The 26,436-nt window shown below is 59.0% G+C and carries 26 protein-coding genes and 1 riboswitch; of the genes, 14 read left to right on the top strand and 12 right to left on the bottom strand.

What is annotated here, in order from left to right; all coding sequences use genetic code 11:
- Positions 1–59 precede the first annotated feature (59 nt).
- Together hutU and hutH are read left to right on the top strand one after the other, a co-directional pair.
- Entirely contained in the window at positions 60–1,748 is a 1,689-nt protein-coding gene (hutU, locus tag RHN82_RS02955) for a urocanate hydratase (RefSeq protein ID WP_003858533.1), read from the top strand.
- Complete coding sequence (hutH, locus tag RHN82_RS02950) at positions 1,745–3,265, top strand: histidine ammonia-lyase (RefSeq protein WP_047053065.1); 1,521 nt, start codon at positions 1,745–1,747, stop codon at positions 3,263–3,265. The genes hutU and hutH overlap by 4 nt, the downstream gene beginning before the upstream one ends.
- Positions 3,266–3,367: 102 nt before the next feature.
- Here the strand turns inward: hutH and RHN82_RS02945 are convergent, their stop codons facing one another.
- Together RHN82_RS02945 and bioA are read right to left on the bottom strand one after the other, a co-directional pair.
- Positions 3,368–3,844 carry a kinase inhibitor gene (locus RHN82_RS02945; protein ID WP_003858531.1) on the bottom strand — a complete coding sequence of 159 codons (477 nt, stop codon included), beginning with the start codon at positions 3,842–3,844 and terminating at the stop codon, positions 3,368–3,370.
- A 47-nt stretch (positions 3,845–3,891) separates the two neighbouring features.
- A complete protein-coding gene (gene bioA, locus RHN82_RS02940) occupies positions 3,892–5,181 on the bottom strand; it encodes an adenosylmethionine--8-amino-7-oxononanoate transaminase (RefSeq protein WP_047053066.1) in 1,290 nt (429 codons plus the stop codon).
- 86 nt (positions 5,182–5,267) lie between these two features.
- On the opposite strand from bioA, the gene bioB reads away from it, so the two are divergent.
- Genes bioB through bioD form a run of 4 tightly spaced genes read left to right on the top strand, consistent with a single transcriptional unit; the run spans position 5,268 to position 8,895 of the window.
- The gene (gene bioB / locus RHN82_RS02935; RefSeq protein WP_003858529.1) at positions 5,268–6,308 is read left to right on the top strand and encodes a biotin synthase BioB; all 1,041 of its coding nucleotides are present in this window, start codon (positions 5,268–5,270) and stop codon (positions 6,306–6,308) included.
- The gene (gene bioF / locus RHN82_RS02930; protein WP_047053068.1) at positions 6,305–7,462 is read left to right on the top strand and encodes an 8-amino-7-oxononanoate synthase; all 1,158 of its coding nucleotides are present in this window, start codon (positions 6,305–6,307) and stop codon (positions 7,460–7,462) included. Before bioB ends, bioF begins: the two co-directional genes overlap by 4 nt.
- Positions 7,446–8,201, top strand: a complete 756-nt coding sequence (bioC, locus tag RHN82_RS02925) for a malonyl-ACP O-methyltransferase BioC (protein WP_047053070.1) — start codon at positions 7,446–7,448, stop codon at positions 8,199–8,201. Before bioF ends, bioC begins: the two co-directional genes overlap by 17 nt.
- Positions 8,194–8,895, top strand: coding sequence for a dethiobiotin synthase (gene bioD / locus RHN82_RS02920; protein WP_063132343.1), 702 nt, complete (start codon positions 8,194–8,196; stop codon positions 8,893–8,895). Before bioC ends, bioD begins: the two co-directional genes overlap by 8 nt.
- Here bioD and RHN82_RS02915 read toward each other — a convergent pair.
- The gene (locus RHN82_RS02915; protein ID WP_047053075.1) at positions 8,858–9,580 is read right to left on the bottom strand and encodes an ABC transporter ATP-binding protein; all 723 of its coding nucleotides are present in this window, start codon (positions 9,578–9,580) and stop codon (positions 8,858–8,860) included. The genes bioD and RHN82_RS02915 overlap by 38 nt on opposite strands.
- A gap of 748 nt (positions 9,581–10,328) precedes the next feature.
- Here RHN82_RS02915 and uvrB point away from each other — a divergent pair.
- Positions 10,329–12,344 carry an excinuclease ABC subunit UvrB gene (uvrB, locus tag RHN82_RS02910; protein WP_003858519.1) on the top strand — a complete coding sequence of 672 codons (2,016 nt, stop codon included), beginning with the start codon at positions 10,329–10,331 and terminating at the stop codon, positions 12,342–12,344.
- Positions 12,345–12,422: 78 nt separating this feature from the next.
- Here uvrB and yvcK read toward each other — a convergent pair whose 3' ends face one another.
- Positions 12,423–13,331: a uridine diphosphate-N-acetylglucosamine-binding protein YvcK gene (yvcK, locus tag RHN82_RS02905; RefSeq protein WP_017384936.1), complete on the bottom strand. Its 909-nt coding sequence runs from the start codon at positions 13,329–13,331 to the stop codon at positions 12,423–12,425.
- Between the two features lie 226 nt (positions 13,332–13,557).
- Positions 13,558–13,691: riboswitch (molybdenum cofactor riboswitch) on the top strand.
- On the opposite strand from yvcK, the gene moaA reads away from it, so the two are divergent.
- The 6 genes from moaA (at position 13,679) to RHN82_RS02875 (ending at position 17,152) form a co-directional block, all read left to right on the top strand.
- The gene (moaA, locus tag RHN82_RS02900; protein ID WP_017384935.1) at positions 13,679–14,668 is read left to right on the top strand and encodes a GTP 3',8-cyclase MoaA; all 990 of its coding nucleotides are present in this window, start codon (positions 13,679–13,681) and stop codon (positions 14,666–14,668) included. It overlaps the preceding riboswitch by 13 nt.
- Before the next feature lie 24 nt (positions 14,669–14,692).
- The gene (moaB, locus tag RHN82_RS02895; RefSeq protein WP_045334163.1) at positions 14,693–15,205 is read left to right on the top strand and encodes a molybdenum cofactor biosynthesis protein B; all 513 of its coding nucleotides are present in this window, start codon (positions 14,693–14,695) and stop codon (positions 15,203–15,205) included.
- A gap of 3 nt (positions 15,206–15,208) precedes the next feature.
- Entirely contained in the window at positions 15,209–15,694 is a 486-nt protein-coding gene (moaC, locus tag RHN82_RS02890; RefSeq protein ID WP_017384934.1) for a cyclic pyranopterin monophosphate synthase MoaC, read from the top strand.
- Positions 15,687–15,932 carry a molybdopterin synthase sulfur carrier subunit gene (moaD, locus tag RHN82_RS02885; protein WP_040117401.1) on the top strand — a complete coding sequence of 82 codons (246 nt, stop codon included), beginning with the start codon at positions 15,687–15,689 and terminating at the stop codon, positions 15,930–15,932. The genes moaC and moaD overlap by 8 nt, the downstream gene beginning before the upstream one ends.
- Before the next feature lies 1 nt (position 15,933).
- Entirely contained in the window at positions 15,934–16,386 is a 453-nt protein-coding gene (gene moaE, locus RHN82_RS02880; protein ID WP_022647503.1) for a molybdopterin synthase catalytic subunit MoaE, read from the top strand.
- 58 nt (positions 16,387–16,444) lie between these two features.
- A complete protein-coding gene (locus tag RHN82_RS02875; protein ID WP_015571081.1) occupies positions 16,445–17,152 on the top strand; it encodes a Bax inhibitor-1/YccA family protein in 708 nt (235 codons plus the stop codon).
- A gap of 126 nt (positions 17,153–17,278) precedes the next feature.
- On the opposite strand, the gene RHN82_RS02870 is transcribed toward RHN82_RS02875, so the two are convergent.
- Genes RHN82_RS02870 through RHN82_RS02860 form a run of 3 tightly spaced genes read right to left on the bottom strand, consistent with a single transcriptional unit; the run spans position 17,279 to position 20,237 of the window.
- Positions 17,279–18,241: a YbhN family protein gene (locus RHN82_RS02870; protein WP_047053078.1), complete on the bottom strand. Its 963-nt coding sequence runs from the start codon at positions 18,239–18,241 to the stop codon at positions 17,279–17,281.
- Positions 18,241–19,479: a cardiolipin synthase ClsB gene (gene clsB, locus RHN82_RS02865; protein ID WP_047053080.1), complete on the bottom strand. Its 1,239-nt coding sequence runs from the start codon at positions 19,477–19,479 to the stop codon at positions 18,241–18,243. The genes RHN82_RS02870 and clsB overlap by 1 nt, the downstream gene beginning before the upstream one ends.
- Entirely contained in the window at positions 19,476–20,237 is a 762-nt protein-coding gene (locus RHN82_RS02860; protein WP_047053083.1) for an endonuclease/exonuclease/phosphatase family protein, read from the bottom strand. The genes clsB and RHN82_RS02860 overlap by 4 nt, the downstream gene beginning before the upstream one ends.
- A 133-nt stretch (positions 20,238–20,370) precedes the next feature.
- Between RHN82_RS02860 and RHN82_RS02855 the strand changes: the two genes are divergently transcribed.
- The gene (locus RHN82_RS02855; protein ID WP_003858499.1) at positions 20,371–20,781 is read left to right on the top strand and encodes a YbhQ family protein; all 411 of its coding nucleotides are present in this window, start codon (positions 20,371–20,373) and stop codon (positions 20,779–20,781) included.
- Here RHN82_RS02855 and RHN82_RS02850 read toward each other — a convergent pair.
- The 5 genes from RHN82_RS02850 to cecR are packed head-to-tail and all read right to left on the bottom strand — an operon-like array spanning position 20,743 to position 26,431.
- A complete protein-coding gene (locus tag RHN82_RS02850) occupies positions 20,743–21,849 on the bottom strand; it encodes an ABC transporter permease (RefSeq protein WP_017384932.1) in 1,107 nt (368 codons plus the stop codon). The genes RHN82_RS02855 and RHN82_RS02850 overlap by 39 nt on opposite strands.
- Positions 21,850–21,906: 57 nt before the next feature.
- On the bottom strand, positions 21,907–23,040 hold the full coding sequence (locus RHN82_RS02845; RefSeq protein ID WP_039271291.1) for an ABC transporter permease: 1,134 nt from the start codon (positions 23,038–23,040) through the stop codon (positions 21,907–21,909).
- On the bottom strand, positions 23,030–24,769 hold the full coding sequence (locus RHN82_RS02840; RefSeq protein WP_047053085.1) for an ATP-binding cassette domain-containing protein: 1,740 nt from the start codon (positions 24,767–24,769) through the stop codon (positions 23,030–23,032). Before RHN82_RS02840 ends, RHN82_RS02845 begins: the two co-directional genes overlap by 11 nt.
- The gene (gene hlyD / locus RHN82_RS02835; RefSeq protein ID WP_047053087.1) at positions 24,762–25,757 is read right to left on the bottom strand and encodes a secretion protein HlyD; all 996 of its coding nucleotides are present in this window, start codon (positions 25,755–25,757) and stop codon (positions 24,762–24,764) included. Before hlyD ends, RHN82_RS02840 begins: the two co-directional genes overlap by 8 nt.
- Positions 25,754–26,431, bottom strand: a complete 678-nt coding sequence (cecR, locus tag RHN82_RS02830; RefSeq protein ID WP_047053089.1) for a transcriptional regulator CecR — start codon at positions 26,429–26,431, stop codon at positions 25,754–25,756. Before cecR ends, hlyD begins: the two co-directional genes overlap by 4 nt.
- Positions 26,432–26,436: the final 5 nt, after the last annotated feature.

Genomic DNA, 26,436 nt, shown 5'->3' with positions numbered 1-26,436 from the left:
TGTGCTTGTCTATACAAGTATATCTAAATGCATCACCTGTCCCTTATGAGGAACACACAATGTCGTCAGATAAATACCGCAAGCAGGATGTCCGCGCCGCGCGCGGCACCACGCTCACCGCAAAAAGCTGGCTCACCGAAGCACCGCTGCGCATGTTGATGAACAACCTTGATCCTGAGGTAGCAGAAAATCCCCACGAGCTGGTGGTCTACGGCGGCATTGGCCGCGCCGCGCGCAACTGGGCGTGCTATGACGCGATTGTCGAGTCTTTGACGAATCTCGAAAACGACGAAACGCTGCTGGTGCAATCCGGCAAACCGGTGGGCGTATTCAAAACCCATAAAAATGCGCCCCGCGTGCTGATTGCCAACTCCAACCTGGTGCCGCACTGGGCGACGTGGGAACACTTCAACGAGCTGGACGCAAAAGGGCTGGCCATGTACGGCCAGATGACCGCGGGCAGCTGGATCTACATCGGCAGCCAGGGGATTGTGCAGGGCACCTATGAAACCTTCGTGGAAGCGGGCCGTCAGCACTATAACGGCTCACTGAAAGGCCGCTGGGTGCTCACCGCCGGACTGGGCGGCATGGGCGGCGCGCAGCCGCTGGCCGCGACGCTGGCGGGCGCGTGCTCCCTGAACATTGAGTGCCAGCAGAGCCGCATCGATTTCCGTCTGCGTACCCGCTATGTCGATGAACAGGCCGACAACCTCGATGACGCGCTGGCGCGCATCAAAAAGTACACCGCTGAAGGCAAAGCCGTGTCGGTTGCCCTGTGCGGCAACGCGGCGGATATTCTGCCGGAACTGGTGGCGCGCGGCGTGCGTCCGGATCTGGTCACCGACCAGACCAGCGCTCACGATCCGCTTCACGGCTATCTGCCAAAAGGCTGGACGTGGGAAGACTACCAGCAAAAAGCGGAAACCGATCCTGAGGGCACGGTACTGGCGGCTAAACGCGCCATGGCGGAACACGTCTCCGCGATGCTGGCCTTCAGTAAGATGGGTATTCCGACCTTTGATTACGGGAATAACATCCGCCAGATGGCGAAAGAGATGGGTGTGAATAACGCCTTTGACTTCCCCGGCTTCGTGCCCGCCTATATTCGTCCGCTGTTCTGCCGCGGCATCGGGCCGTTCCGCTGGGTTGCCCTGTCCGGCGACCCGGAGGATATCTACAAAACTGACGCCAGAGTGAAAGAGATTGTCGCCGACGACGAACACCTGCATCGCTGGCTGGATATGGCGCGCGAGCGCATTAATTTCCAGGGCTTACCGGCGCGTATCTGCTGGGTCGGGCTGGAGTGGCGGCAAAAACTCGGCCTCGCCTTTAACGAAATGGTGCGCAGCGGCGAAGTCTCCGCGCCGATCGTCATTGGCCGCGACCACCTGGACTCCGGCTCTGTCGCCAGTCCGAACCGTGAAACCGAAGCCATGCGCGACGGCTCGGATGCGGTCTCCGACTGGCCGCTGCTGAATGCCCTGCTGAACACCGCCAGCGGCGCGACCTGGGTATCGCTGCACCACGGCGGCGGCGTCGGGATGGGCTTCTCCCAGCATTCCGGGATGGTCATCGTCTGTGACGGAACTGATGAAGCGGCGGCGCGTATCGCTCGCGTGCTGCACAACGACCCGGCAACTGGCGTGATGCGTCACGCGGATGCGGGTTACGAGATTGCCATTGACTGTGCCAAAGAGCAGGGCCTGAACCTGCCGATGATCCCCGCCACACAAGGAAAGCCTGCATGAACGCGTTAACACTTACTCCCGGCTCGCTGACGCTCAAACAGCTGCGTCACGTCTGGCGTCAGCCGGTGACACTCTCCCTTGATGAAAGCGCCCACCGCGCCATTAACGACAGCGTGGCCTGCGTGGAGGCGATTGTGGCGGAGGGGCGCACCGCCTACGGCATCAACACCGGGTTTGGCCTGCTGGCGCAGACCCGCATCGCCACGCACGATCTGGAGAATTTACAGCGTTCGCTGGTGCTGTCGCACGCGGCGGGCGTCGGTCAGCCGCTGGACGATGAGATCGTCCGCCTGATGATGGTGTTGAAAATCAACAGCCTGGCGCGTGGGTTTTCCGGCATTCGTCTGAGCGTGATCCAGGCGCTGATGGCGCTGGTCAATGCAGAAGTTTATCCGTGGATCCCGGCGAAGGGCTCCGTCGGCGCCTCCGGCGATCTGGCGCCGCTGGCGCATATGTCGCTGCTCCTGCTGGGTGAAGGCCAGGCGCGCTGGCAAGGGGAGTGGCTGCCTGCGAAAGAGGCGCTGAAAAAAGCCGGGTTAACGCCGATCACCCTCGCGGCAAAAGAGGGGCTGGCGCTGCTCAACGGCACGCAGGCGTCGACCGCTTTCGCGCTGCGCGGTCTGTTTGAAGCGGAAGATCTGTTCGCCTCCGCGGTGGTGTGCGGTGCACTGACCACTGAGGCGGTGCTCGGCTCGCGTCGTCCGTTCGATGCCCGCATCCACGAGGTGCGCGGTCAGCGCGGTCAGATTGATGCCGCTGCCATGTACCGCCACGTACTTACCGATACCAGCGACATTGCCGATTCGCATCACAACTGCGAGAAGGTGCAGGATCCGTATTCCCTCCGCTGTCAGCCGCAGGTGATGGGCGCCTGCCTGACGCAGCTGCGCCAGGCGGCAGAAGTGCTGCTGGTGGAGGCCAATGCGGTGTCCGACAACCCGCTGGTGTTTGCCCAGGAAAACGAGGTGGTCTCCGGCGGTAACTTCCACGCCGAGCCGGTGGCGATGGCCGCTGATAACATCGCCCTGGCGATTGCCGAAATCGGGGCGTTGTCTGAGCGTCGAATCGCGCTGATGATGGATAAGCACATGTCCCAGCTGCCGCCATTCCTGGTGCGCAACGGCGGCGTGAACTCGGGCTTTATGATCGCCCAGGTCACCGCCGCGGCACTGGCAAGCGAGAACAAAGCCCTGTCGCATCCGCACAGCGTGGACAGCCTGCCAACCTCAGCCAACCAGGAAGATCACGTTTCGATGGCCCCGGCTGCCGGGCGTCGCCTCTGGGAGATGGCCTCTAACACCCGCGGCGTGCTGGCGGTGGAGTGGCTGGCGGCGTGTCAGGGTATTGATTTGCGTGAAGGGCTAACATCCAGCCCGCTGCTGGAGCAGGCGCGTCATACGCTGCGCGAGCACGTTACGCACTACGATGACGACCGCTTCTTTGCGCCGGATATTGATAAGGCGATGCAGCTTCTGGAGGAAGGACGGCTGGTGGGGCTATTGCCTTCCGTGCTGTGATTTTTACCCTCACCCTAACCCTCTCCCACAGGGAGAGGGAATTGTTAGGTTTTCTCCCTCTCCCTGTGGGAGAGGGCCGGGGTGAGGGCATCAGCCGCACGATTACGAATACATCGCCGTAATCGACGCGCTACCCAACGAATGGAAATGCACGTTAAAGCCTACCATCGCGCCGCTCGCCCCTTCGTCGACCTCAATCTTGTCCACATCCAGCGCGTGCACGGTGAAGATATAGCGGTGCGTTTCCCCTTTTGGCGGCGCCGCGCCGCCGTAGCCCGCTTTGCCAAAGTCCGTGCGCGTCTGAATCGCACCGTCGGGTAGAGCAACCAGATCGGAACCGGAGCCCTGCGGCAGCACGCGCGTGTCGGCGGGCAGGTTTGCCACGATCCAGTGCCACCAGCCCGACCCGGTTGGCGCATCCGGATCGTAGCAGGTCACAACAAAACTTTTGGTTCCCGCTGGCACATCGTCCCACGCCAGATGGGGAGAGATATTATCCCCCTGATAACCCATCCCGTTAAATACGTGACGTTCCGGCAGCTTTTCGCCGTCGCGCAAATCTTTACTGATGATTTTCATCCGATTTTCCTCGTTACTCACTCATTCAGAAAGTGTAACGCATGGGGTTAAATCGTGAAATGCGCTGAAATGGTAACGGCTTTAACCACTGCCCCGGTCAGCTTGCGGAGCTGATCCGCAGAAATGCTGTACGGCGGCATGAGGTAGATCAGCTTACCGAAAGGCCGCACCCACACGCCCTGGTCAACGAAGAAGCGCTGCAACGCGGCCATGTTCACCGGATGCGTTGTCTCGATCACCCCGATGGCGCCCAGTACGCGGACGTCCGCGACGTATTCCGCCTCCGCCGCCGCGCTTAACTGCTGCTTCAGCTGCGCCTCAATCGCCGCCACCTGCGTCTGCCACGCGCCGCTCTCCAGAATGGCGAGGCTTTCGCTTGCCACGGCGCAGGCCAGCGGGTTGCCCATAAACGTCGGGCCGTGCATAAAGCAGCCCGCGTCGCCGTCGCTGATGGTGTCGGCAACCTGGCGGGTGGTAAGCGTGGCGGAGAGCGTCATGGTGCCGCCGGTGAGCGCTTTCCCCAGGCACAGAATATCCGGCGCGATCCCCGCATGCTCGCAGGCGAACAGCTTTCCGGTGCGGCCAAAGCCGGTGGCGATCTCATCGGCAATCAGCAGGATCCCTTCGCGGTCGCACATCTTCCGAATGCGCTTCAGCCACTCGGGATGGTACATCCGCATTCCGCCCGCGCCCTGCACAATCGGTTCGAGAATAACGGCGGCAATCTCGTGGCGATGGGCCGCCATCAGCCGCGCGAAGCCCACCATGTCCATCTCGTTCCATTCGCCGTCGAAGCGGCTCTGCGGGGCTGGCGCAAACAGGTTTTCCGGCAGATAGCCTTTCCACAGGCTGTGCATGGAGTTGTCCGGATCACATACCGACATCGCGCCGAAAGTGTCGCCGTGATAGCCGTTGCGGAAGGTAAGGAACCGCTGGCGCGTTTCGCCCTTCGCATGCCAGTACTGCAACGCCATTTTCATCGCCACTTCCACGGCCACCGAGCCGGAGTCGGCCAGGAAAACGCACTCCAGCGATTCAGGCGTCATCGCTACCAGGCGACGGCATAAATCCACCGCGGGCTGATGCGTGATCCCGCCAAACATCACGTGTGACATCTGGTCAATCTGCGCTTTCATCGCCGCGTTCAGTCGCGGGTGGTTGTAGCCATGGATCGCCGCCCACCAGGAGGACATCCCGTCAACAAGCCGCTCGCCGCTGGCGAGATGCAGCTCGCAGCCGTGGGCCGAGGCTACCGGATAGACGGGAAGGGGGCGGGTCGTGGAGGTGTAAGGGTGCCAGATATGCTGCTTGTCGAAGGCGAGATCGTCCTGGGTCATAATCGACTTGTAAACCATTTTGAAAAGTTTTAGGTTTACAAGTATAAACCGAACCGACAATTAACAAAACCCTTTGGAGAAGCCCGATGGCTCACCACGCACGCTGGACGATGTCGCAAGTCACTGAATTATTCAACAAACCTTTCCTGGAGCTAATGTTTGAGGCGCAACAGGTGCACCGCCAGCACTTCGATCCGCGTCATGTTCAGGTCAGCACGCTGCTGTCGATCAAAACCGGGGCTTGCCCGGAAGACTGCAAATATTGCCCGCAAAGCGCGCGCTATAAAACCGGTCTCGAATCCGAGCGCCTGATGGAAGTCGAGCAGGTGCTCGACTCCGCGCGCAAGGCCAAAAACGCTGGCTCGACCCGCTTCTGCATGGGCGCGGCGTGGAAAAATCCGCATGATCGCGACATGCCCTATCTGGAGCAGATGGTGAAGGGGGTGAAGGAGATGGGGCTTGAAGCCTGCATGACCCTGGGAACGTTGAACGAGGAGCAGGCGCAGCGTCTCTCGGCGGCGGGGCTGGATTACTATAACCACAACCTCGATACCTCGCCGGAATTCTACGGCAACATCATCACCACGCGCACCTATCAGGAGCGTCTGGACACGCTGGATAAAGTGCGTGATGCGGGGATCAAGGTCTGTTCCGGCGGCATCGTGGGACTGGGCGAGACGGTAAAAGATCGTGCCGGCCTGTTGTTACAGCTGGCAAACCTGCCGACCCCGCCGGAAAGCGTGCCCATCAACATGCTGGTGAAGGTAAAAGGCACGCCGCTGGCGGATAACGAGGACGTGGATGCCTTCGATTTCATCCGCACCATCGCGGTGGCGCGCATCATGATGCCGACCTCTTACGTTCGCCTCTCTGCCGGTCGCGAGCAGATGAGCGAGCAGACCCAGGCGATGTGCTTCATGGCCGGGGCCAACTCCATCTTCTACGGCTGCAAACTGCTGACCACGCCAAACCCGGAAGAGGACAAAGATGTCCAGCTGTTCCGCAAGCTGGGGCTGAACCCACACCAGACCGGGGTACAGGTGGGGGATAACGAGCAACAACAGCAGCTGGAGCAGCAGATTTTTAACGCCGACACCGACCAGTTCTACAACGCGGCAGCCGTATGACCTGGCAGGCACGTATCAGGACCGCGCTCGACGAGCGGCGGGCGGCGGATGCGTTTCGGGTACGCAGGGTTATGGAAAACGGTGCAGGCCGTTATCTCACCCGGGAAGGAGAGCTGTTCTGTAATTTCTCCAGCAACGATTATCTGGGCCTGAGCCAGCACCCGCAGATCGTTCGCGCCTGGCAGCAGGGCGCGGATCGCTACGGCGTGGGCAGCGGTGGCTCCGGGCACGTCAGCGGCTACACCACGGCGCATCAGGCGCTGGAGGAAGAGCTGGCCGACTGGCTGGGGTACCCGCGGGCGCTGCTGTTTATCTCCGGTTTTGCCGCGAATCAGGCGGTGATTGCCGCCCTGATGGGCAAAGATGACCGCATCGTCGCGGACCGCCTGAGCCACGCGTCTCTGCTTGAAGCGGCCAGTCTCAGCCCGGCGCAGCTGCGGCGTTTTGCCCATAACGATGCCTCTCAGCTGAACGTCCTGCTGGGTAAACCCTGTTCAGGGCTTCAGCTGGCGGTGACGGAAGGGGTATTCAGCATGGACGGCGACAGCGCGCCCCTTGCCACTTTGCATGACGTCGCAAAGCAGCAGAACGCCTGGCTGCTGGTCGACGATGCCCACGGTATTGGCGTCACCGGCGAGGAGGGGCGCGGAAGCGCGCACCAGCAACGCGTCAGGCCGGAACTGCTGGTGGTCACCTTCGGCAAAGGCTTCGGCGTCAGCGGCGCGGCGGTGTTGTGCAGCGAGCCGGTGGCCGATTACCTGGTGCAGTTCGCCCGGCACCTGATCTACAGCACCAGCATGCCCCCGGCGCAGGCCGTGGCGCTCTCTGCGTCGCTTGCGGTGATCCGCGGCGAAGACGGCGCTGAACGCCGGGCGCGGCTGGCCGACCATATTCAGCGTTTTCGCCGGGGGGTAAGCGAGCTGTCTTACCGGCTTACCGACTCGCACAGCGCCATTCAGCCCGTGATTGTGGGTGAGAACCCTCGGGCGCTGATGCTGGCACAGGCGTTACGAGAACGCGGGCAGTGGGTCACGGCGATCCGCCCACCCACCGTGCCGTCAGGCACCGCGCGCTTGCGTCTGACGCTCACGGCAGCGCACGAGCCGCAGGATATCGATACGCTTCTGGAGGCACTGTATGTCTCCTGTCAATAAACAGGCCGTTGCCGCCGCGTTTGGCCGGGCAGCGCAAAGCTATTCACAGCACGATGAGCTGCAACGCCTGAGCGCCCGCGGGCTGCTGGCCGCGCTCGGTGAGGGGCGTTTTGCGCAGGTGCTCGACGCTGGCTGCGGGCCAGGCGGCAATAGCCGCTACTGGCGCGCAACGGGTAGCCACGTCACGGCGCTGGATTTATCCGCGCAGATGCTGGATGAGGCCCGCCAACAGCAGTCAGCAGACCGTTATCTGGTGGCCGATATCGAGGCCATCCCGCTGGAGGATGCCCTGTTTGACCTCGTCTGGAGCCATCTGGCGGTGCAGTGGTGCGCCAGCCTGCCGCAGGCCCTACGCGAGCTTTACCGCGTGGCGCGGCCCGGCGGAGCGGTGGCCTTTACCACCCTGCTGGAAAGTTCGTTGCCAGAGCTGAATCAGGCGTGGAGGGCAGTGGATGCGCAGCCGCACGCCAACCGGTTTCTCTCGCACGAACAGGTCACTCAGGCGCTGGCAGGCTGGCGCTATCGCAGCGTGGTCCAGACCGTCACCCTCGAATTTAGCGATGCGTTAAGCGCCATGCGATCGCTTAAGGGCATAGGCGCGACGCACCTGCACGCCGGACGGGAGAAAAAACCCCTTACCCGCGGCCAACTCCAGCGTCTCGAGCTGGCCTGGCCGCAGGAGCGGGGCCGGTTCCCGCTCTCTTATCATCTTTTTCATGGGATTATTGAACGTGACTGAACGTTATTTTGTTACCGGCACGGACACTGAAGTCGGTAAAACGGTTGCCAGTGCCGCGCTGTTGCAGGCGGCGCGTCTGCTGGGGAAAACAACGGCCGGGTATAAGCCCGTAGCCTCCGGCAGCGAGATGACGCCGGAAGGCTTACGCAATACCGATGCGCTGGCGCTTCAGCGTAACAGCAGCCTTGCGCTGGCCTATTCTGCGGTGAACCCCTATACCTTTGCTGAACCCACCTCGCCGCACATCGTCAGCGCCGATGAAGATCGTCCGATTGATTTTTTGGTGCTCTCTTGCGGGTTACGCGACCTGGAAACGCAGGCCGACTGGGTGCTGGTGGAGGGGGCTGGCGGCTGGTTTACCCCGCTGTCCGACGAGCAGACATTTGCTGACTGGGTGCAGGCCGAGCAGCTTCCGGTCATTCTGGTGGTCGGCGTGAAGCTTGGCTGTATCAATCACGCTATGCTGACCGCTCAGGCCGTGCAGCAGGCCGGGTTGCGTCTGGCAGGGTGGATTGCCAATGACGTGGTAGCGCCGGGAAAACGTCATCCTGAGTATCTGGCGACGCTGAAGCGGGTGCTGCCTGCGCCGTTTCTCGGCGAGATCCCGTGGCTTGCCGACGGCGCAGAGCAGGCGGAAACCGGACGCTATCTTGACCTTAGCGCCTTATGTCCCGCGCCATCCAGTGCGCAATAAGATCGTCATCCAGCTCGTTAACGTGGCCCTGTGCCACGTTACGACCCCGATAGAGCATGCAGAAACGATCCGCTACCCGGCGGATAAACGACAGCTGTTGCTCCGCTAACAGCACCGTCATTCCCAGCTCCCGATTCAACCGCACCAGCAGCTGCCCCAGCCTGCGCGCGAAACCGTGCCCTGCGCCATGCATGGGCTCATCCAGAATCAACACGCGCGGACGATTAACCAGCGCACTGGCGAGGGCCAGCTGATACTGGTCGTCAGGGGACAGCACAGAGGCACGGCTCCGTCGCAGCGGATAGAGCTCCGGAAACAGGGCATACACGTCACTTTTTGATGTCGGGTCAGGTTTCCCTGTCGCCCGCATAGCGATATGCAGATTTTCATCGACGGTCAGCTGGGAAAATATCCGCCGATCCTGCGGGACGTAGCCTATCGTCGGCGGCGCCGGGAATGTTGACGCAGGGCTGAGCAAATTACGCGGCGGCGCGCCAGCCTCATGCCAGATGATGGTGCCGCTCTCGACGGGCACCTTTCCGGTAATGCAGTTCATAAGCGTGGATTTACCCATCCCAGGCAGGCCAACAATGCCCGTACAGATGCCTTGCGGGAAATCGATATTCACGTTCCATAGCGTATGTTGGCTTCCGTAAAACTGATTTACAGCACGCAGACTCAACATCTTTCTCTCCTTAAAAATGTGTGGGGTGATGCACAGAGTGATGTCTGCAAAACGCCTGCCAGGAACTTCAGAATGATTAAAAAAAGGCCATTTTTAGGAATAACTCACTATCAAAAGCTGAACGTTTATACGAAATGCACACTCCCGGTGCTGCGCATGTCGAATCGTGGTGCAGGAGAAATGACAGAATTGTGATTAAGATCTCGCCAGTCGCTTATGAAAAAATGAACGTTTTCCAGGCAAAAAAGAGTGATAAAAATTTTTTACTGCCGCTTCGTGGGAAAAACCGGGAATTTGCTGGAGTGCATGCTGTACGGGCTGGAGGCAGTTATCCACTATTCCTGTGGATAACCTTGTGCATTAGAGTTAGAAAACCCGCGATAAGCGAGAGAATACGCGGGTTACAACCAAATTGATGCGAAACGCGGCTTAATAAATTAGTCTTTATTTTTTAACGAATTAGATAAAAGCAATTCCCTCAACGCCAGCGAGACCTGTTGCCATAAAACTTTCATAACCGCCCTTGACAAATGTTAAAAAAGTAATAGTTCTGGGGATAACCCCCTGAGGCTGGTGTTTTATTTTGTCACAGTCGAAATTTGGCTCTCGAACGCACTAATCCTCTCTGCGCTACGCTAAATATCCTGACACGCTACTGGTTTTTCATCCAGTGTTTTTTACTGGCAATCCTGGCCACAACGAGTAAAATTACTCACCTGCCGCTTATTCTGTCATCAGGTCGTCGCCCATGAGTAAACCGTTTAAACTGAATTCTGCTTTCCGTCCTTCCGGGGATCAGCCCGAGGCTATTCGTCGCCTGGAAGAGGGGCTGGAGGACGGGCTGGCGCACCAGACCCTGCTGGGGGTTACCGGTTCGGGCAAAACCTTCACCATTGCCAACGTCATTGCCGATCTCCAGCGTCCGACGATGGTTCTCGCGCCGAACAAAACGCTGGCGGCGCAGCTGTATGGTGAGATGAAAGAGTTCTTCCCGGAAAACGCGGTGGAGTATTTCGTCTCCTACTACGACTACTACCAGCCGGAAGCCTACGTTCCCAGCTCCGACACGTTTATCGAGAAAGATGCCTCGGTGAACGAACATATTGAGCAGATGCGTTTGTCGGCGACCAAGGCGCTGCTGGAGCGTCGTGATGTGGTGGTGGTGGCCTCGGTGTCGGCGATTTACGGCCTGGGCGATCCGGATCTCTATCTCAAGATGATGCTGCACCTGACGCAGGGGATGATCATCGATCAGCGTGCGATTTTGCGCCGTCTGGCGGAGTTGCAGTACACCCGTAACGATCAGGCGTTCCAGCGCGGGACCTTCCGCGTGCGCGGCGAGGTGATTGATATCTTCCCGGCGGAGTCGGACGATATGGCGCTGCGCGTGGAGCTGTTCGACGAAGAGGTTGAACGCCTGTCGCTGTTCGATCCGTTGACCGGTCACGTCGAGTCGGTGATCCAGCGCTTCACCATCTACCCGAAAACGCACTACGTGACGCCGCGCGAGCGTATCGTGCAGGCGATGGAAGAGATCAAAATTGAGCTGGCGGACCGCCGCAAGGTGCTGCTGGCGAACAATAAGCTGCTGGAAGAGCAACGCCTGAGCCAGCGTACCCAATTCGATCTGGAGATGATGAACGAGCTGGGCTACTGCTCCGGCATCGAAAACTACTCGCGCTACCTCTCCGGGCGCGGGCCGGGCGAAGCGCCGCCGACGCTGTTTGACTACCTTCCGGCGGACGGCCTGCTGGTGATCGACGAATCCCACGTTACGATCCCCCAGATCGGCGGGATGTACCGCGGTGACCGCGCGCGTAAAGAGACGCTGGTGGAGTACGGGTTCCGACTGCCGTCAGCGCTGGACAACCGTCCAATGAAATTTGAAGAGTTTGAGGCGCTTGCTCCGCAGACCATCTACGTATCGGCCACGCCGGGCAACTACGAGCTGGAAAAATCCGGTGATGATGTGGTGGACCAGGTGGTGCGTCCGACCGGGCTGCTGGATCCGATTATCGAGGTGCGTCCGGTGGCGACGCAGGTGGACGATCTGCTCTCGGAAATACGTGCCCGCTCCGCCATCAACGAGCGCGTGCTGGTTACCACGCTCACCAAACGTATGGCGGAAGATTTGACGGAGTATCTGGAAGAACACGGCGAGAAGGTGCGGTATCTGCACTCGGATATCGATACCGTGGAGCGTATGGAGATCATCCGCGATCTGCGTCTGGGCGAGTTCGACGTGCTGGTAGGGATTAACCTTCTGCGAGAAGGGCTGGATATGCCTGAGGTGTCGCTGGTGGCGATTCTGGACGCGGACAAAGAGGGCTTCCTGCGTTCCGAGCGCTCGCTGATCCAGACCATTGGCCGCGCCGCGCGTAACGTCAACGGGAAGGCGATCCTGTACGGGGATAAAATCACCCCGTCGATGGCCAAAGCGATTGGCGAAACGGAACGTCGTCGCGAGAAGCAGCAGCGCTATAACGAAGAGCACGGCATTACGCCGCAGGGGCTGAACAAGAAGGTGGTAGATATCCTGGCGCTGGGTCAGAATATTGCGAAGACCAAAGCGAAAGGCCGCGGCAAGGCCCGTTCAGTGGTGGAAGAGGATACCGTCGCGCTGACGCCGAAAGCGTTGCAGCAGAAGATCCACGAGCTGGAGGGGCAGATGATGCAGCACGCGCAGAACCTGGAGTTCGAAGAGGCCGCGCAAATCCGCGATCAGCTGCATCAGCTGCGGGATCTGTTTATTGCGGCATCGTAGTTTTTTGCCCGGTGGCGTTTTCTCCCTCTCCCTGTGGGAGAGGGCCGGGGTGAGGGCATCAGGCCGCACAAAACGAACCTAACCTAATGCCTGAATCGCCTTCTCCAGCGCCTCGCGCAGCAGATGGCGGTCGTGGCGATATTTAATATCGCTGGCTTCCAGCGGCTCCTGCACCACCACGCGATCGCCAATCCCCGATACATCCACTTTCGGCCCGACCACGACACCATCGATAATTTTCTTACCAACGTACTGTTCCATCAGGTCCAGCTTATCCGCCAGCGACAGGCTTGCCGCCGCCGGGCTGAGTTCGCGGCCTAAATTACCGATATAGACCATGGGCGCAGGCGTTCTGCGCAGCGCCTGCGCCAGCTCTTTAACGAGCAGGATCGGCATCAGGCTGGTATAAAAACTTCCTGGCCCAATCAGGATCAGATCGGCCTCGGCAATCGCTTCTACCGCTTCACGCGTTGCGGGTACGCTGGGGTAGGTCATCAGCTCTTTTGGCGGCAGAAGAAGCTGGTCGATATTCACTTCACCATACACTTCGTGATCGTCGGCATCGATCGCCATTAAATCCACCGGCTGTTCAGACATCGGGATCAGGAATGCATCCACCTTTAACAGGTTACGAATTAAATTGATCGCTTCCAGAGGGCGCACGCTCAGGTGATCCAGCGCCTTTAACATCAGATTTCCAAGGTTATGGCCTGAAAGTTCGCCATTCCCGCCAAAACGGTACTCAAACATTGCCGAGGCCACGCTTGGCTCCGTGATGAGCTGGTTGAGGCAATTGCGCATGTCACCCCAGGCAATCCCGCCTTCAGCACGTCGGATCCGCCCGGTTGAGCCGCCGTTGTCCGTTGTTGTCACGATGCCCGTCAGGCGCGAGCCCAGTGACGATAACGACGACATCACGCGTCCCAGACCGTGACCTCCGCCAAGAGCGACCACGCGGTCCAGATCCGCAAAAGTGCGATTGCGCATACCAATTCCTTATCCTGTTAAGCTTGCGTCACAGTAACGCAACTACTCCTAAAAGACGATGCCTCTCACAATCCATAATGACGTAAATCAATGCGAAAGCGCTGTTTTTGCGTATTCTGTAGTGAAAATGCACGATAACATCGTTATATATAAATTTATATAGCGAAAAGCGACAATGGCGAAGTCACGATTTCCACGCTACTATCGCCATAACCACGTTTTCAAATCTGAAAACATACACTCTAGCCCTGGCGCCTGTGTCGAGAGATATGGCGCCCTGGCCGTGGCGGATTTGCCACCAGGGTACAGAAAGAAATGACTGTGCCTCCCGATCTGGAAAGGTGTACATGGCTTCACAACTTACTGATGCTTTCGCGCGTAAGTTTTTCTACTTACGTTTGTCGATTACCGACGTGTGTAACTTCCGTTGCACCTACTGCCTGCCCGATGGCTACAAGCCGGGCAGCGTCACCAATAACGGCTTTCTCTCCGTGGATGAAGTACGCCGCGTCACGCGCGCGTTCTCTGAACTCGGCACGGAAAAAGTGCGTCTTACCGGGGGAGAGCCCTCCCTGCGCCGTGACTTCCCTGACATCATTGCCGCCGTGCGTGAAAACGAACGTATCCGCCAGATTGCAGTAACCACCAACGGTTACCGCATGGCGCGTGACGTGGCGAACTGGCGCGATGCGGGGCTGACGGCGATCAACGTCAGCGTCGATAGCCTGGACGCCCGTCAGTTCCACGCCATTACCGGCCAGGATAAGTTCCAGCAGGTGATGGACGGCATCGATGCCGCGTTCACCGCCGGTTTCGACAAGGTCAAAGTCAACACCGTGTTGATGCGTGATGTGAACCACCATCAGCTGGACACCTTCCTGGCGTGGATCAAACCGCGCCGCATTCAACTGCGTTTTATTGAGCTGATGGAGACCGGGGAGGGCAGCGAGCTGTTCCGTCGCCATCATATCTCCGGCATGGTTCTGCGCGACGAACTGCTGAAACGCGGCTGGATCCACCAGATCCGCCAGCGCAGCGATGGCCCGGCGCAGGTCTTTTGTCATCCGGATTATGAAGGCGAAATCGGCCTGATCATGCCCTATGAAAAAGACTTCTGTGCCAGCTGCAACCGCCTGCGCGTCTCCTCCGTCGGCAAGCTCCATCTTTGCCTGTTCGGGGATGGCGGCGTCGATCTGCGCGATTTGCTGGAAGATGACGCCCAACAGGACGCGCTTGAAGCACGCATTTCCGAGGCGCTGACGCACAAAAAGCAGACCCATTTCCTGCATCAGGGCAACACCGGCATTACTCAGAACCTGTCCTATATCGGCGGGTAATCAGGCTTTAGAAGGAACCAGAAGATGAGTCAGGTAAGCGCGGAATTTATCCCGACACGCATTGCTATTCTTACCGTTTCCGATCGTCGTGGTGAAGAGGATGATACCTCCGGCCACTGGCTGCGCGAGGCGGCACACGAAGCCGGACACCAGATTGTTGATAAAGCGATCGTCAAAGAAAACCGTTACGCCATTCGCGCTCAGGTCTCACAGTGGATTGCGGGTGATGACGTCCAGGTGGTGCTGATCACTGGCGGCACCGGCTTTACCGCAGGCGACCAGGCGCCGGAAGCGCTGCTCCCGCTGTTCGATCGCGAAGTGGAAGGCTTCGGCGAAGTGTTCCGCATGCTCTCGTTTGAAGAGATTGGCACCTCTACGCTTCAGTCCCGTGCCGTCGCGGGGGTGGCGAACAAGACGCTGATCTTCGCCATGCCGGGGTCGACCAAAGCCTGCCGCACCGCGTGGGAAAACATTATTGCCCCGCAGCTGGATGCCCGTACCCGTCCGTGTAATTTCCATCCCCATTTAAAGAAATAAGCTATGTCACAACTGACCCACATTAACGCCGCTGGCGAAGCGCATATGGTGGATGTCTCCGCCAAAGCCGAAACGGTGCGCGAGGCGCGTGCTGAAGCGTTCGTCACCATGCTGCCGGAGACGCTGGCGATGATTATCGACGGCAGCCATCACAAGGGTGACGTGTTTGCCACCGCCCGCATCGCCGGTATTCAGGCCGCTAAACGTACCTGGGACCTCATCCCGCTCTGCCATCCGTTGATGCTCAGCAAAGTGGAGGTAAATTTGCAGGCGCAGCCGGCGCATAACCGCGTGCGTATCGAGTCCCTGTGCCGCTTAACCGGGAAAACCGGCGTGGAGATGGAGGCGTTGACGGCGGCCTCCGTGGCGGCGCTGACCATCTACGACATGTGTAAAGCGGTGCAGAAAGATATGGTGATTGGCCCGGTGCGTCTGCTGGCAAAAAGCGGCGGCAAATCCGGCGATTTTAAGGTGGAAAGCCATGATTAAGGTGCTCTTTTTTGCCCAGGTGCGTGAGCTGGTGAATACCGACAGCCTGACGCTGGACGGCGCTTTCGAAAATGTCGCCGCCCTGCGTGCGCATCTGGCGGCGCAAGGCGACCGCTGGGCGCTGGCGCTGGACGAAGGCAAACTGCTGGCCGCCGTGAATCAGACGCTGGTGGAGTTGACCCACCCGCTGGCCGATGGGGACGAAGTGGCCTTCTTCCCGCCGGTCACAGGGGGTTAAGATGACGGAAACCCGAATTCTGGTCGGCCATGAGCGTTTTAACGTGGGCACGGAATATGACTGGCTGGCCGGGCGCGACGAAGACGGCGCGGTCGTGACGTTTACCGGGAAAGTGCGTAATCATAATCTCGGCGACAGCGTAAAAGCGCTGACGCTGGAGCACTATCCGGGAATGACCGAAAAATCGCTGGCGGCCATTGTGGAAGAGGCGCGAGGCCGCTGGCCGCTGGGGCGTGTTACGGTTATCCATCGCATCGGCGAAATGTGGCCCGGTGAAGAGATTGTGTTTGTCGGCGTCACCAGCGCCCATCGCGGGAGTGCGTTTGCGGCGGGGGAGTTCATCATGGATTACCTCAAAACCAAAGCGCCGTTCTGGAAGCGTGAAGCGACGCCGGAAGGTGAGCGCTGGGTGGAATCGCGCGACAGCGACAAACAGGCTGCCAGCCGCTGGTAACAGGTTTACGTGGATGTGTTAGTCTTAACGTGTGTGTTTACTTAATCAGGAGTGAATCATGGACCGATTTCCGCGTTCCGATTCGATAGTTCAGCAGACCCGTAGCGGGCTGCAAACCTACATGGCTCAGGTGTATGGCTGGATGACGGTTGGCCTGCTGCTTACCGCGTTTATCGCGTGGTATGCGGCAAACACGCCTGAACTGATGATGTTTATCTTCTCCAGCAAAATCACCTTCTTTGGGCTGATTATTGCGCAACTGGCGCTGGTGTTCGTGCTCTCCGGGCTGGTGCACAAGCTCAGCGCGGGTATGGCGACCACGCTGTTTATGCTCTATTCGGCGCTGACCGGGCTGACGCTTTCCAGTATTTTCATCGTTTACACCTACTCTTCCATCGCCAGCACCTTTGTGGTGACCGGCGGGATGTTCGGTGTGATGAGCCTGTACGGGTACACCACCAAACGTGACCTGAGCGGCTTCGGCAACATGCTGTTTATGGGGCTGATTGGGATTGTGCTGGCGTCGCTGGTGAACCTGTGGCTGAAGAGTGACGCGCTGATGTGGGCGGTGACCTATATCGGGGTGGTGATCTTCGTGGGCTTAACCGCTTACGACACCCAGAAGCTGAAAAACATCGGTGAACAAATTGATGTTCGCGACAGTTCAAACCTGCGCAAATACTCGATTCTGGGCGCGCTGACGCTTTATCTGGACTTCATCAACCTGTTCCTGATGCTGCTGCGTATTTTTGGCAACCGTCGCTAGTTATTTCCCCCTCACCCTAACCCTCTCCCTCAGGGAGAGGGGATTGCACGGTGCGGGCTTTTCTCCCTCTCCCCGTGGGAGAGGGCCGGGGTGAGGGCATCAGACCGCAGCGCTACCCGACACAACTCACTTCGCTAACATCCTCTCATTCTTCGCGCGCAGCTTCTTCGCCCGACTCTCCAGCACCAGATAACAGACCGTTGCCAGCGCCAGCGGCAGGAAGTAGTAGATCATGCGGTACGCGAGCAGGGCGGCGATAACCGTCCCGTGAGACACATGCTCCCCCGCAAGCAGCGCGATAAACACCGCTTCCAGTACGCCAATCCCCGCCGGAATGTGCACAATCACGCCGGCAATACTGCTTACCAGCAGCACGCCCAGCACGAAGAAGTAGTTCACATCTTCGCCAATCAACAGCCAGATAATGGCCCCCATCGCCATCCAGTTAGCGCTGGAAACCACCATTTGCAGGACGGCAAATTTCCATGACGGCAGCACCAGCTTCTGGCCTTTAATGGTCATGTGGCGACGTTTGGCAAAGGCGCAGGCCCACAGGTAGGCTGCGATGATCAGCAGCAGTACGATGCCCAGAATGCGCAGGGTAGCCTCATCGATGTACCAGTGCGCAGGCAGCTGCACCACGCCGATGGTGAAAATCACCCCGCCGAGGAGAATATAGCCCAGCCAGTTGGTGGTGATACTCAGTGAGAAAATGCGCGTGATGGTGCCGCCTGGTAAGCCAAGGCGGGAGTACAGGCGATAGCGCATACCAATCCCGCCCACCCAGGTGCTGAGCGTCAGGTTAAAGGCGTAGCAGATGAATGACACCAGCATAACCTGCCGCTTTGCCAGCTTGTGCCCGCAGTAGGCGCGCCCTAACAGGTCATAGCAGCCGTACATCAGGTAACTTACTATCACCAGCCCAACGGCCCCCAGCAGGACTGTCCGGTTGTAGTTGCGGATAACTTTCCACACCTCTTCCCAGTCTACCTTTTGCGCGTACACCACCAGCAGTACCGCGACGGCGATGAAGAACAGCCACGTCAGGATTTTTTTCGCCAGCCGCCAGCGAGGATGAGATTTCGACATCAGGTTTTCCCTCCATCTTCCGCCTCTACGCGGTCCTGGGTTTCCATTTCGGGTTGCACAGGCGGATCCACCAGCGCCAGTTTCGGCGTATGCGCGGGCAGCCAGCCCACCATGGCCGGGAAGTGGCGCAGGAAGTGGAACACCACCACGCCGATGCCCACGTTCCACCAGCTCCGTTTCGGCACCATGGACTCATCCACCCGCACGCAGTCTTTATTGATCAGACCCTGAAGGTTATTGCGCAGGGTCTGATTAAACTGGCGATCGTGGATGATCAGGTTCGCTTCCAGATTGAGCGATAAGCTCAGCGGATCAAGGTTGCTGGAGCCGACGGTCGCCCAGTGGTCATCCATCACGGCGACTTTGCCGTGCAGCGGGCGGCGACGATACTCATAGATCTGCACGCCGCTTTTGACCAGATAGCGATAGAGCAGACGCGCGCCCACCTTCACAATCGGCATATCGGGCTCACCCTGCACGATAAGCTTCACGCTCACGCCGCGTCGGGCCGCGTTGCGCATGGCGTGCAATATCCGGTAACCGGGGAAGAAATAGGCGTTGGCGATAATCACCTCGCGCTTCGCGTTCGCCAGCATCTTCAGGTAATGACGCTCGATATCGTCCCGGTGCTCCTCGTTATCCCGCCAGACGAACAGCGCCTGCGCCTCGCCGGGCTTGCGGTTCTCTTCCGGGCGATGACGGCGTCGCCACCAGCGGCGTGCGGCCTCTTTGCCGGGTAAGTTTTCCAGCACGAACAACTGAATGTCCTGAACTACCGGTCCCTCAATGCGGATTGCATAATCCTGTTTGGCCTCAGGACCGTAATCCGACATATGCTCGGCGGAGTAGTTAATGCCGCCAACGAAGGCCACCGTTTCATCCACCACTACAATTTTGCGGTGCATTCGGCGGAACAGGTTGGTGCGCATGCCGAACAGACGCGGGCCGGGATCGTAATAGCGGAACACCACCCCTGCGGCAGTGAGCTCGTTAACAAATTCGTCGCTGAGATCCGGCGAACCATACCCGTCGAGCAGAACCTCGATTTTTATACCGCGACGGGCGGCATGCAGCAGTGCGCTGTGCAACTGCCTGCCCACGTCGTCTTCAAACCAGATAAACGTTTCCAGAAAGACTTTCTGCTGTGCGTGACTAATCGCCTCAAAAACCGCCGGATAATAGTTATCGCCATTTTCCAGCAGCGTAATACGGTTACCTTCCTGCCATGTGCATTTCATAAGTGGATCTCCGCGCTGAGTGGGGCATGGTCGGAGAGATGTCGCCAGTTGAGTAAAGCCAGCGCCGTCGGGCTGCTGGCGTGGGCATTTTTTACGTAGATACGGTCAAGGCGCAGCAGGGGGAAGCGCACCGGAAACGTCCGCGCGGGACGACCGCGTGCGCGGGTGAAAATCTCCTCCAGCCCCGCATTCACCTTCAGCGGATGGTTGGCCCGCTGCCGCCAGTCGTTGAAATCACCGGCCACCACCACGGGCTCGCCCTCCGGCAGCGCATTGGTCCAGTCTGCCAGCATCTGTAGTTGGGCCTGACGGTGGGCTTCACGCAGGCCAAGATGAACACAGCCTACATGAATGGGAAAATCGAGCGCCGGGGGGGTGATACGACAGTATAACAGCCCGCGTTTTTCGCTCTCGCCAACGGAGACGTCGCGGTTCTCATAATGCTCGATAGGAAAACGCGACAGCACCGCGTTTCCGTGATGCCCCTCAGGGTAGACCGCATTGCGCCCGTAGGCGTAATCGCTCCACATGGTATCCGCCAGAAACTCGTAGTGGGGCGTGTCGGGCCAGTTTTCGAAATGCATCGGGTGCACTTCGTGCGCGCCCATGACCTCCTGGAGGCAGACAATATCGGCGCTGACGGTACGTACCGCGTCGCGCAGCTCCGGTAAAATGAAGCGGCGGTTAAATGCTGTGAAGCCCTTATGAATGTTTATCGTCAGCACCTTAAGCGAGAAATGCTGCGTTTTTTTGCTCATAAACACCTTCCTGGGTGACTATCCCGATGAAAATAAAGTGTAGTAGGCGTCACAAAAAGATGCGGCGTTACGGAATTTTCCGTAAAGTGCGGTAGTCTGAATTAGCAGAGAAAAATCCTTCAGGAGAGAAGCCATGAAGTGGCAACAACGCGTTCGTGTCGCAACCGGTTTGAGTTGCTGGCAGATAATGTTGCATTTACTGGTCGTGGCCGTACTGGTGATGGGCTGGATGAGCGGCACGCTGGTGCGCGTCGGCTTAGGGTTATGTGTGGTTTACGGCGTGACCGTGCTGTCGATGCTGTTTTTACAGCGTCACCACGACGCGCGCTGGCGTGAAGTGGGTGATGTGCTCGAAGAGCTCACCACCACCTGGTATTTTGGTGCGGCAATGATCGTCCTGTGGCTGTTGTCACGCGTGCTGCAAAACAACCTGCTGCTGGCCCTGGCGGGTCTGGCTATCCTCGCAGGGCCTGCGGTGGTGTCGTTGCTCACCAAAGAGAAAAAGCTACGCGATGTTTCGTCTAAACATCGCATAGGCCACTGAGCCCGTTGTGGCCGCGATGACCAGTAGCGGCCACAAACTTCCCCACACAATATCCAGACTCGCATCCTTCAGATAGATTTGCTTGGTGATATCCGTAAAGTGACGAATCGGGTTTATCCACGTCAAATCCTGTAACCACACCGGCATGTTCTCCACTGGCGAAACGTACCCTGAAAGCAAAATCGCCGGCATCATAAAGACAAACACCCCGATAAACGCCTGCTGCTGCGTTGAGCAGAGCGCGGAAATCAGCAGCCCAAACCCCACCAGCGACAGGCCGTAAATCACCATCGTGAAGTAAAACAGCGCCAGCGATCCGGCAAACGGGATCTGGTACGCCCATATTCCCACGCCCAGCACGATGGTGGCCTGGAACGTCGCGACAATCAGTGCCGGCACCGCCTTGCCGACAAATATCTGCCAGGTGGCGAGCGGCGAGACCAGCAGCTGATCCAGCGTCCCTTGCTCACGTTCGCGCGCCACGGACAGCGAGGTGACAATCATCACGCCAATGGTGGTGATCATGGCGATCAGCGACGGCACCACAAACCATTTGTAGTCCAGGTTCGGGTTGTACCAGTTGCGCACCACCAGTTCGCTGTTGTTGGGTTTGGGTTTGCCCGCCATCAGCTCCTGCTGGTAATCCTTCACCACCTGTTGCAAATAGTTCGCCGCAATCTGGGCGCTGTTGGAGTTACGTCCGTCGAGGATCAGCTGCATCGGCGCGGTCTGGAAGGTGTCCAGGTTGCGGGAGAAGTCCGCCGGGAAGCGCACCAGCAATAATGCTTTCTGCGTGTCGATGGTGGGCTGGATCGCCTGCGGGCTTTCCAGCAGCAGGACATGGGTAAAGGCTTTGGCGCGGGCGAAACGCTGCGTCAACTCGACGGAATGCTTGCCGTTGTCTTCGTTGTAAATGGCGATGGTGGCGTTGGTGACCTCCAGCGTGGCGGCAAACGGAAACAGTACAACCTGAAGCAGCACCGGCAGCACCAGAATGGCGCGGGTCTGCGGCTCGCGCAGCAAGGATTGCAGCTCTTTGCGGATCAATGTCCATAAACGGTGAAACATCGCGTCGTCCTCCTGTCGGGTGGCGCTTGCGCCTACCCGACCTACAAAATCCGATGGCTAATCTAATCTTCTTTTCGTTTTCATCCACGTCAGCCCGATAAACATCACCGCCGACGCCAGCAAAAACAGGGTATTGATGATCAGCACCACCGGAATATTCCCCGCCAGGAACAGGCTTTGCAGGGTACTCACAAAGTAGCGCGCCGGAATGATGTAGGTCACGGCGCGGATCACCGCTGGCATACTGTCTATCTGGAAGATAAAGCCGGAGAGCATAATCGACGGCAGGAAGGCGGCATTAAGCGCCACCTGCGCGGCGTTAAACTGGTTGCGGGTGACGGTGGAAATTAACAGTCCCATCCCCAGCGTGCTGAGTAAAAACAGGCTGGTAATAAAGAACAGCAGCACCAGCGAGCCGCGGTACGGCACGCCAAGAATAAATACCGAGACCAGCATACAGAGCAGCATCGCCAGCATGCCGAGGAAGTAGTAGGGGATCAGCTTGCAGAGCAAAAGCTCGACGCGCGTCACTTCGGTGGAGAGCAGCGCCTCCATGGTGCCGCGCTCCCATTCGCGGGCGATCACCAGCGAGGTGAGGATCGCGCCAATCACCGTCATGATAATCGTCACCGCCCCCGGAATAATAAAGTGCTGGCTGATGGCGGCGGGGTTAAACCAGTAGCGCGTCTGCACGTCAATCAGCGGTTCAAATTTTTCCCCCCGGTCTTCGGCGCGCTGCATCTGCCACAGCTGCCAGATCCCCTCCGCATAGCCCTGCACGAAGTTGGCGGTGTTCGGCTCGCTGCCGTCGGTGATCACCTGAATCGGGGCATCGGCGCCCGGGCGTGCCATGTTGGCGGCGAAATCGACCGGGATGACGATCAGACCGCGAATTTTTCCGGCCTGCATTTTCTGGATCAGTTCCTGCCGGTTGTCGCTGATGGTGGCATCGATGTAGGGCGAGCCGGTCATCGCGTGGGTGAAGTCCAGCGCCTCTTCGCTCTGCTGCTCCAGCAGGATCCCGACCCGCAGCTTGCTGGAGTCGAGGTTAATCCCGTAGCCGAAAATAAACAGCAGCAGCAGGGGGATCACCACCGCAATCAGCCAGCTGCTGGGGTCTCGCACAATCTGCCGCGTCTCTTTGACGCACAGGGCGCGCACCCGGCGCCAGGAAAGGGCGTTACTGCGCATGAGTATTCTCCTTATCCCAGTCGTGGATGAGGGTGATAAACGCCTGCTCCATGGTCGGGTCTGGCTGCGCGTCGTCGGCGGCCTGCGCTTTCAGGTCATCCGGCGTGCCGTGGGCAATCAGCTTGCCGCGATAGACCAGCCCGATGCGGTCGCAATACTCCGCCTCGTCCATAAAGTGGGTGGTGACCATCACGGTTACCCCTTTTTCCACCATACTATTGATATGCAACCAGAATTCGCGGCGGGTAATGGGGTCAACGCCCGAAGTCGGTTCATCCAGAAACAGAATATCGGGCTCGTGCATCAGTGAGCAGGCCAGCGCCAGCCGCTGTTTGAAGCCAAGCGGCAGCGCGTCGGTCGCGTGTGAGGCGATATCGGTCAGGCCGAAGGCGTCGCACATGCGGCCGATCTTCTCGTTCTGCGCCCGTCCCCGCAGGCCGTAGACGCCGGAGAAAAATCGCAGATTTTGCTCCACCGTCAGGTTGCCGTAGAGCGAAAACTTCTGCGCCATATAGCCCAGGTGCTGGCGCGCCTTGCCGGAGCTGACTTTGAGATCCATGTTCAGCACCAGCGCTTTGCCGGACGTCGGTACCAGCAGACCGCACATCATTTTAAAGGTGGTGGATTTTCCCGCGCCGTTCGGCCCGAGGAGGCCGAAAATCTCGCCGCGCTTCACGGCAAAATTGACGTTATCGGTGGCGGCGAAATCACCGAATTTTTTGGTGAGCGATTTCGCTTCAATGACCGTTTCGCCCGGCGTGCCGTCCACCGTGTGCAGGATGGCGCCAAGCGGTGATTCTGAGGTTCCCGCCCCGCCCAGCAGATCGATAAACGCATCTTCAAAGCGCGGCGCGGTCTCTGTCATGTCGATCTCAGGCATCCCCTGCGCACGGCGGATATCGTCGGCGGTGGCCTCTTTTTTGAGGATCACGCGCACCGAACGGCCCTGAATCATCCCGTCGCTCACCTGGGGCAGCTTGAGCACCCGCTGGAGCAGCCTGCGGTTGGATTCCTGCGCGCTGTGCAGCAGAAAACTGCGCCCGGCCATGGTTTGCGTCAGTTTGGTCGGCTCGCCCTGATAGAGCAGTTCGCCTTCGTTCATCAGCAGCACGTCGCGGCACTGCTCCGCTTCGTCGAGGTAAGAGGTACTCCAGAGGATCAGCATGCCGTCACCCGCCAGCTCATGCACCATCTGCCACAGCTCGCGGCGGGAAATCGGGTCCACGCCCACGCCGGGTTCATCCAGCAAGAGCACCTTCGGTTCGCCCACCAGCGTGCAGGCCAGCCCCAGCTTCTGCTTCATCCCGCCGGAAAGTTTGCCCGCCAGCCGGTCGGTGAACGGGCCGAGGGAAGTAAACGCCAGCAGACGCTCAAAGGTTTTCTGCCGGGTTTCGCCGGTAACGCTGCGCAGATCGGCATACAGGTTCAGGTTTTCCATTACCGTCAGATCTTCGTACAGACCAAACTTCTGCGGCATATAGCCGAGTATGCCGTGGAGCGCCGCGTCGTCTTTGATCGGATCGAGGCCAAGCACGCTGGCACTGCCTTCATCCGGCTTCAGCAATCCCGCCAGCATCCGCATCAGCGTGGTTTTACCCGCGCCGTCCGGCCCCACCAGCCCGGTCACATAGCCTTTCTGAATCGTACAGTTCAGCGGCGCGACCGCCGGTTTAGCCATTCCCGGGAAGCGTTTGACCAGATTGTTGAGCTGGATAACCGCATCATTCATGTCGTTCCCCGTCGTTTAAGGTCACGGTAACAGGCATGCCCTGACGCAGCGCGTCGTCCGCATCGGTGACGATGATGCGCAGGCGATACACCAGGTCGGTACGCAGGTCCGGGGTTTCAACGGTTTTTGGCGTGAACTCGGCGGTAGGAGAGACGAAGCCCACTTTGCCGTGATACGGCTTGTCCGGGCGGCCGTCGGTATAGAGCAGCAGTTCGCGTCCCGGCTGCATCTGGCCAAGATTTGGCTCATCAATGTAAGCGCGCACCCACACCGGACGGGTTAAGGAGAGCGTTAACACGGTGCTGCCCGCGCTGAGCATGCTGCCCGGCTCCACGGCGCGGGTCATCAGCGTACCGTCAGACGGGGCGACTAACGTGGTGTCGTGCAGATCCAGCTCCGCCTGGGCTAACTGCGTCTGCGCCTGCTCAAGGCTGGCCTTCGCCTGGGCAATGTCCTGCGCACGGTTACCGGTGCGGTACTGGCTTAACTTATCCTGGGCAGATTTCAGCGTCGCCTGCGCCTGGTCGCGGGATGAGCGCGCGTTTTCCAGGTCGTTGGCGGAAATAGTGCGGCTTTTCCATAAGCCTTGCTGACGGTTATAGAAATTCTGCGCATAGTCATAGGCGGCTTTTGCCTGCTTAACGGCAGCGGCCGCCTGGGAGATCTCTTCGTCACGGTAGCCCGCCAGCATCAGGTCGTATTGCGCCTGTGCGACGGAGACGCCTGCTTTTGCCTGCATCAGCGCGTTCTCAAACGGGGCTTTGTCCAGCATCCCGAGCGTCTGCCCGGCTTTGATGGCATCGCCTTCGTCAACGTTCAGCGAGGCCAGCCGCCCGCCGACGCGGAAGCTCATATTCACGGTGCGGATATCCACGTTGCCGTACAGCGTCAGGCCACGATCCTGCTGGCTCTGATACCACAGCCAGCCACCGATTCCCGCAGCAAGTAACACAACAACCACCAGAATGATGGCGACAGGTTTTTTCATGACTTCTGGCTCCTTTGCGTTAAGCCTTGCAGGATCAGATCAACGTGACAGGTAATGACCAGGCTAATTTGCGCGGCTTTATCCTCATCGAATTGTTCCCAGCCCGTACGTAACAGGATGGTCTCACGCCCCAGACGGAAGGCGAGCACTTCACCCAGCAGGGCGTGGGTATGCAAAATGGTGTCGGTATCGCTGGCGTCCCGTCCGGTATAGGCGGCGATCAGCCGGGTCAGATGGCCGTGCATCGGGGCGATCACCTGATCGTGCACCAGCTGGTACGCGGCAGTGGGGGAGAGCTGCTCGCGGGAGATAAATTTGCTCAGGTTCAGCGTATCGTCGTGCGTCAGCAGGCGGATCATGTTGTGACAGGCGTTAAGAATCAGCTGGCGGATGGCAGCCCGGTCCGGCTCTGGCTGGCTGAACAGCGCGGTGGCTTCTTCCACGTGCGGGCGAAAGCTGGTGCCGATAAAATCCGCGATCCACTGGGCGCAGGCGAGGTATAAATCCTCTTTTGAGCCAAAATAGTAGGTGATGGCCGCAATATTCTGCCCGGCCTGGGCGGCGATATCCCGCGTGGTGGCATGCAGACCATACTCGCCAAACTGCGCCAGCGCAGCGGCGATAAGCTGACTTTTCGCCTGTTCGCCTTTGGTTGTCGTTGGGGTTGTATTCATAGCAG

Origin of the sequence: Enterobacter cloacae complex sp. EB5 (assembly GCF_031432835.1) — a bacterium.
In the GTDB taxonomy this organism is placed as follows: domain Bacteria; phylum Pseudomonadota; class Gammaproteobacteria; order Enterobacterales; family Enterobacteriaceae; genus Enterobacter; species Enterobacter hormaechei_C.
Note: the sequence above shows the minus strand (reverse complement) of the source record. Positions and strands in the feature narration are given on the sequence as shown.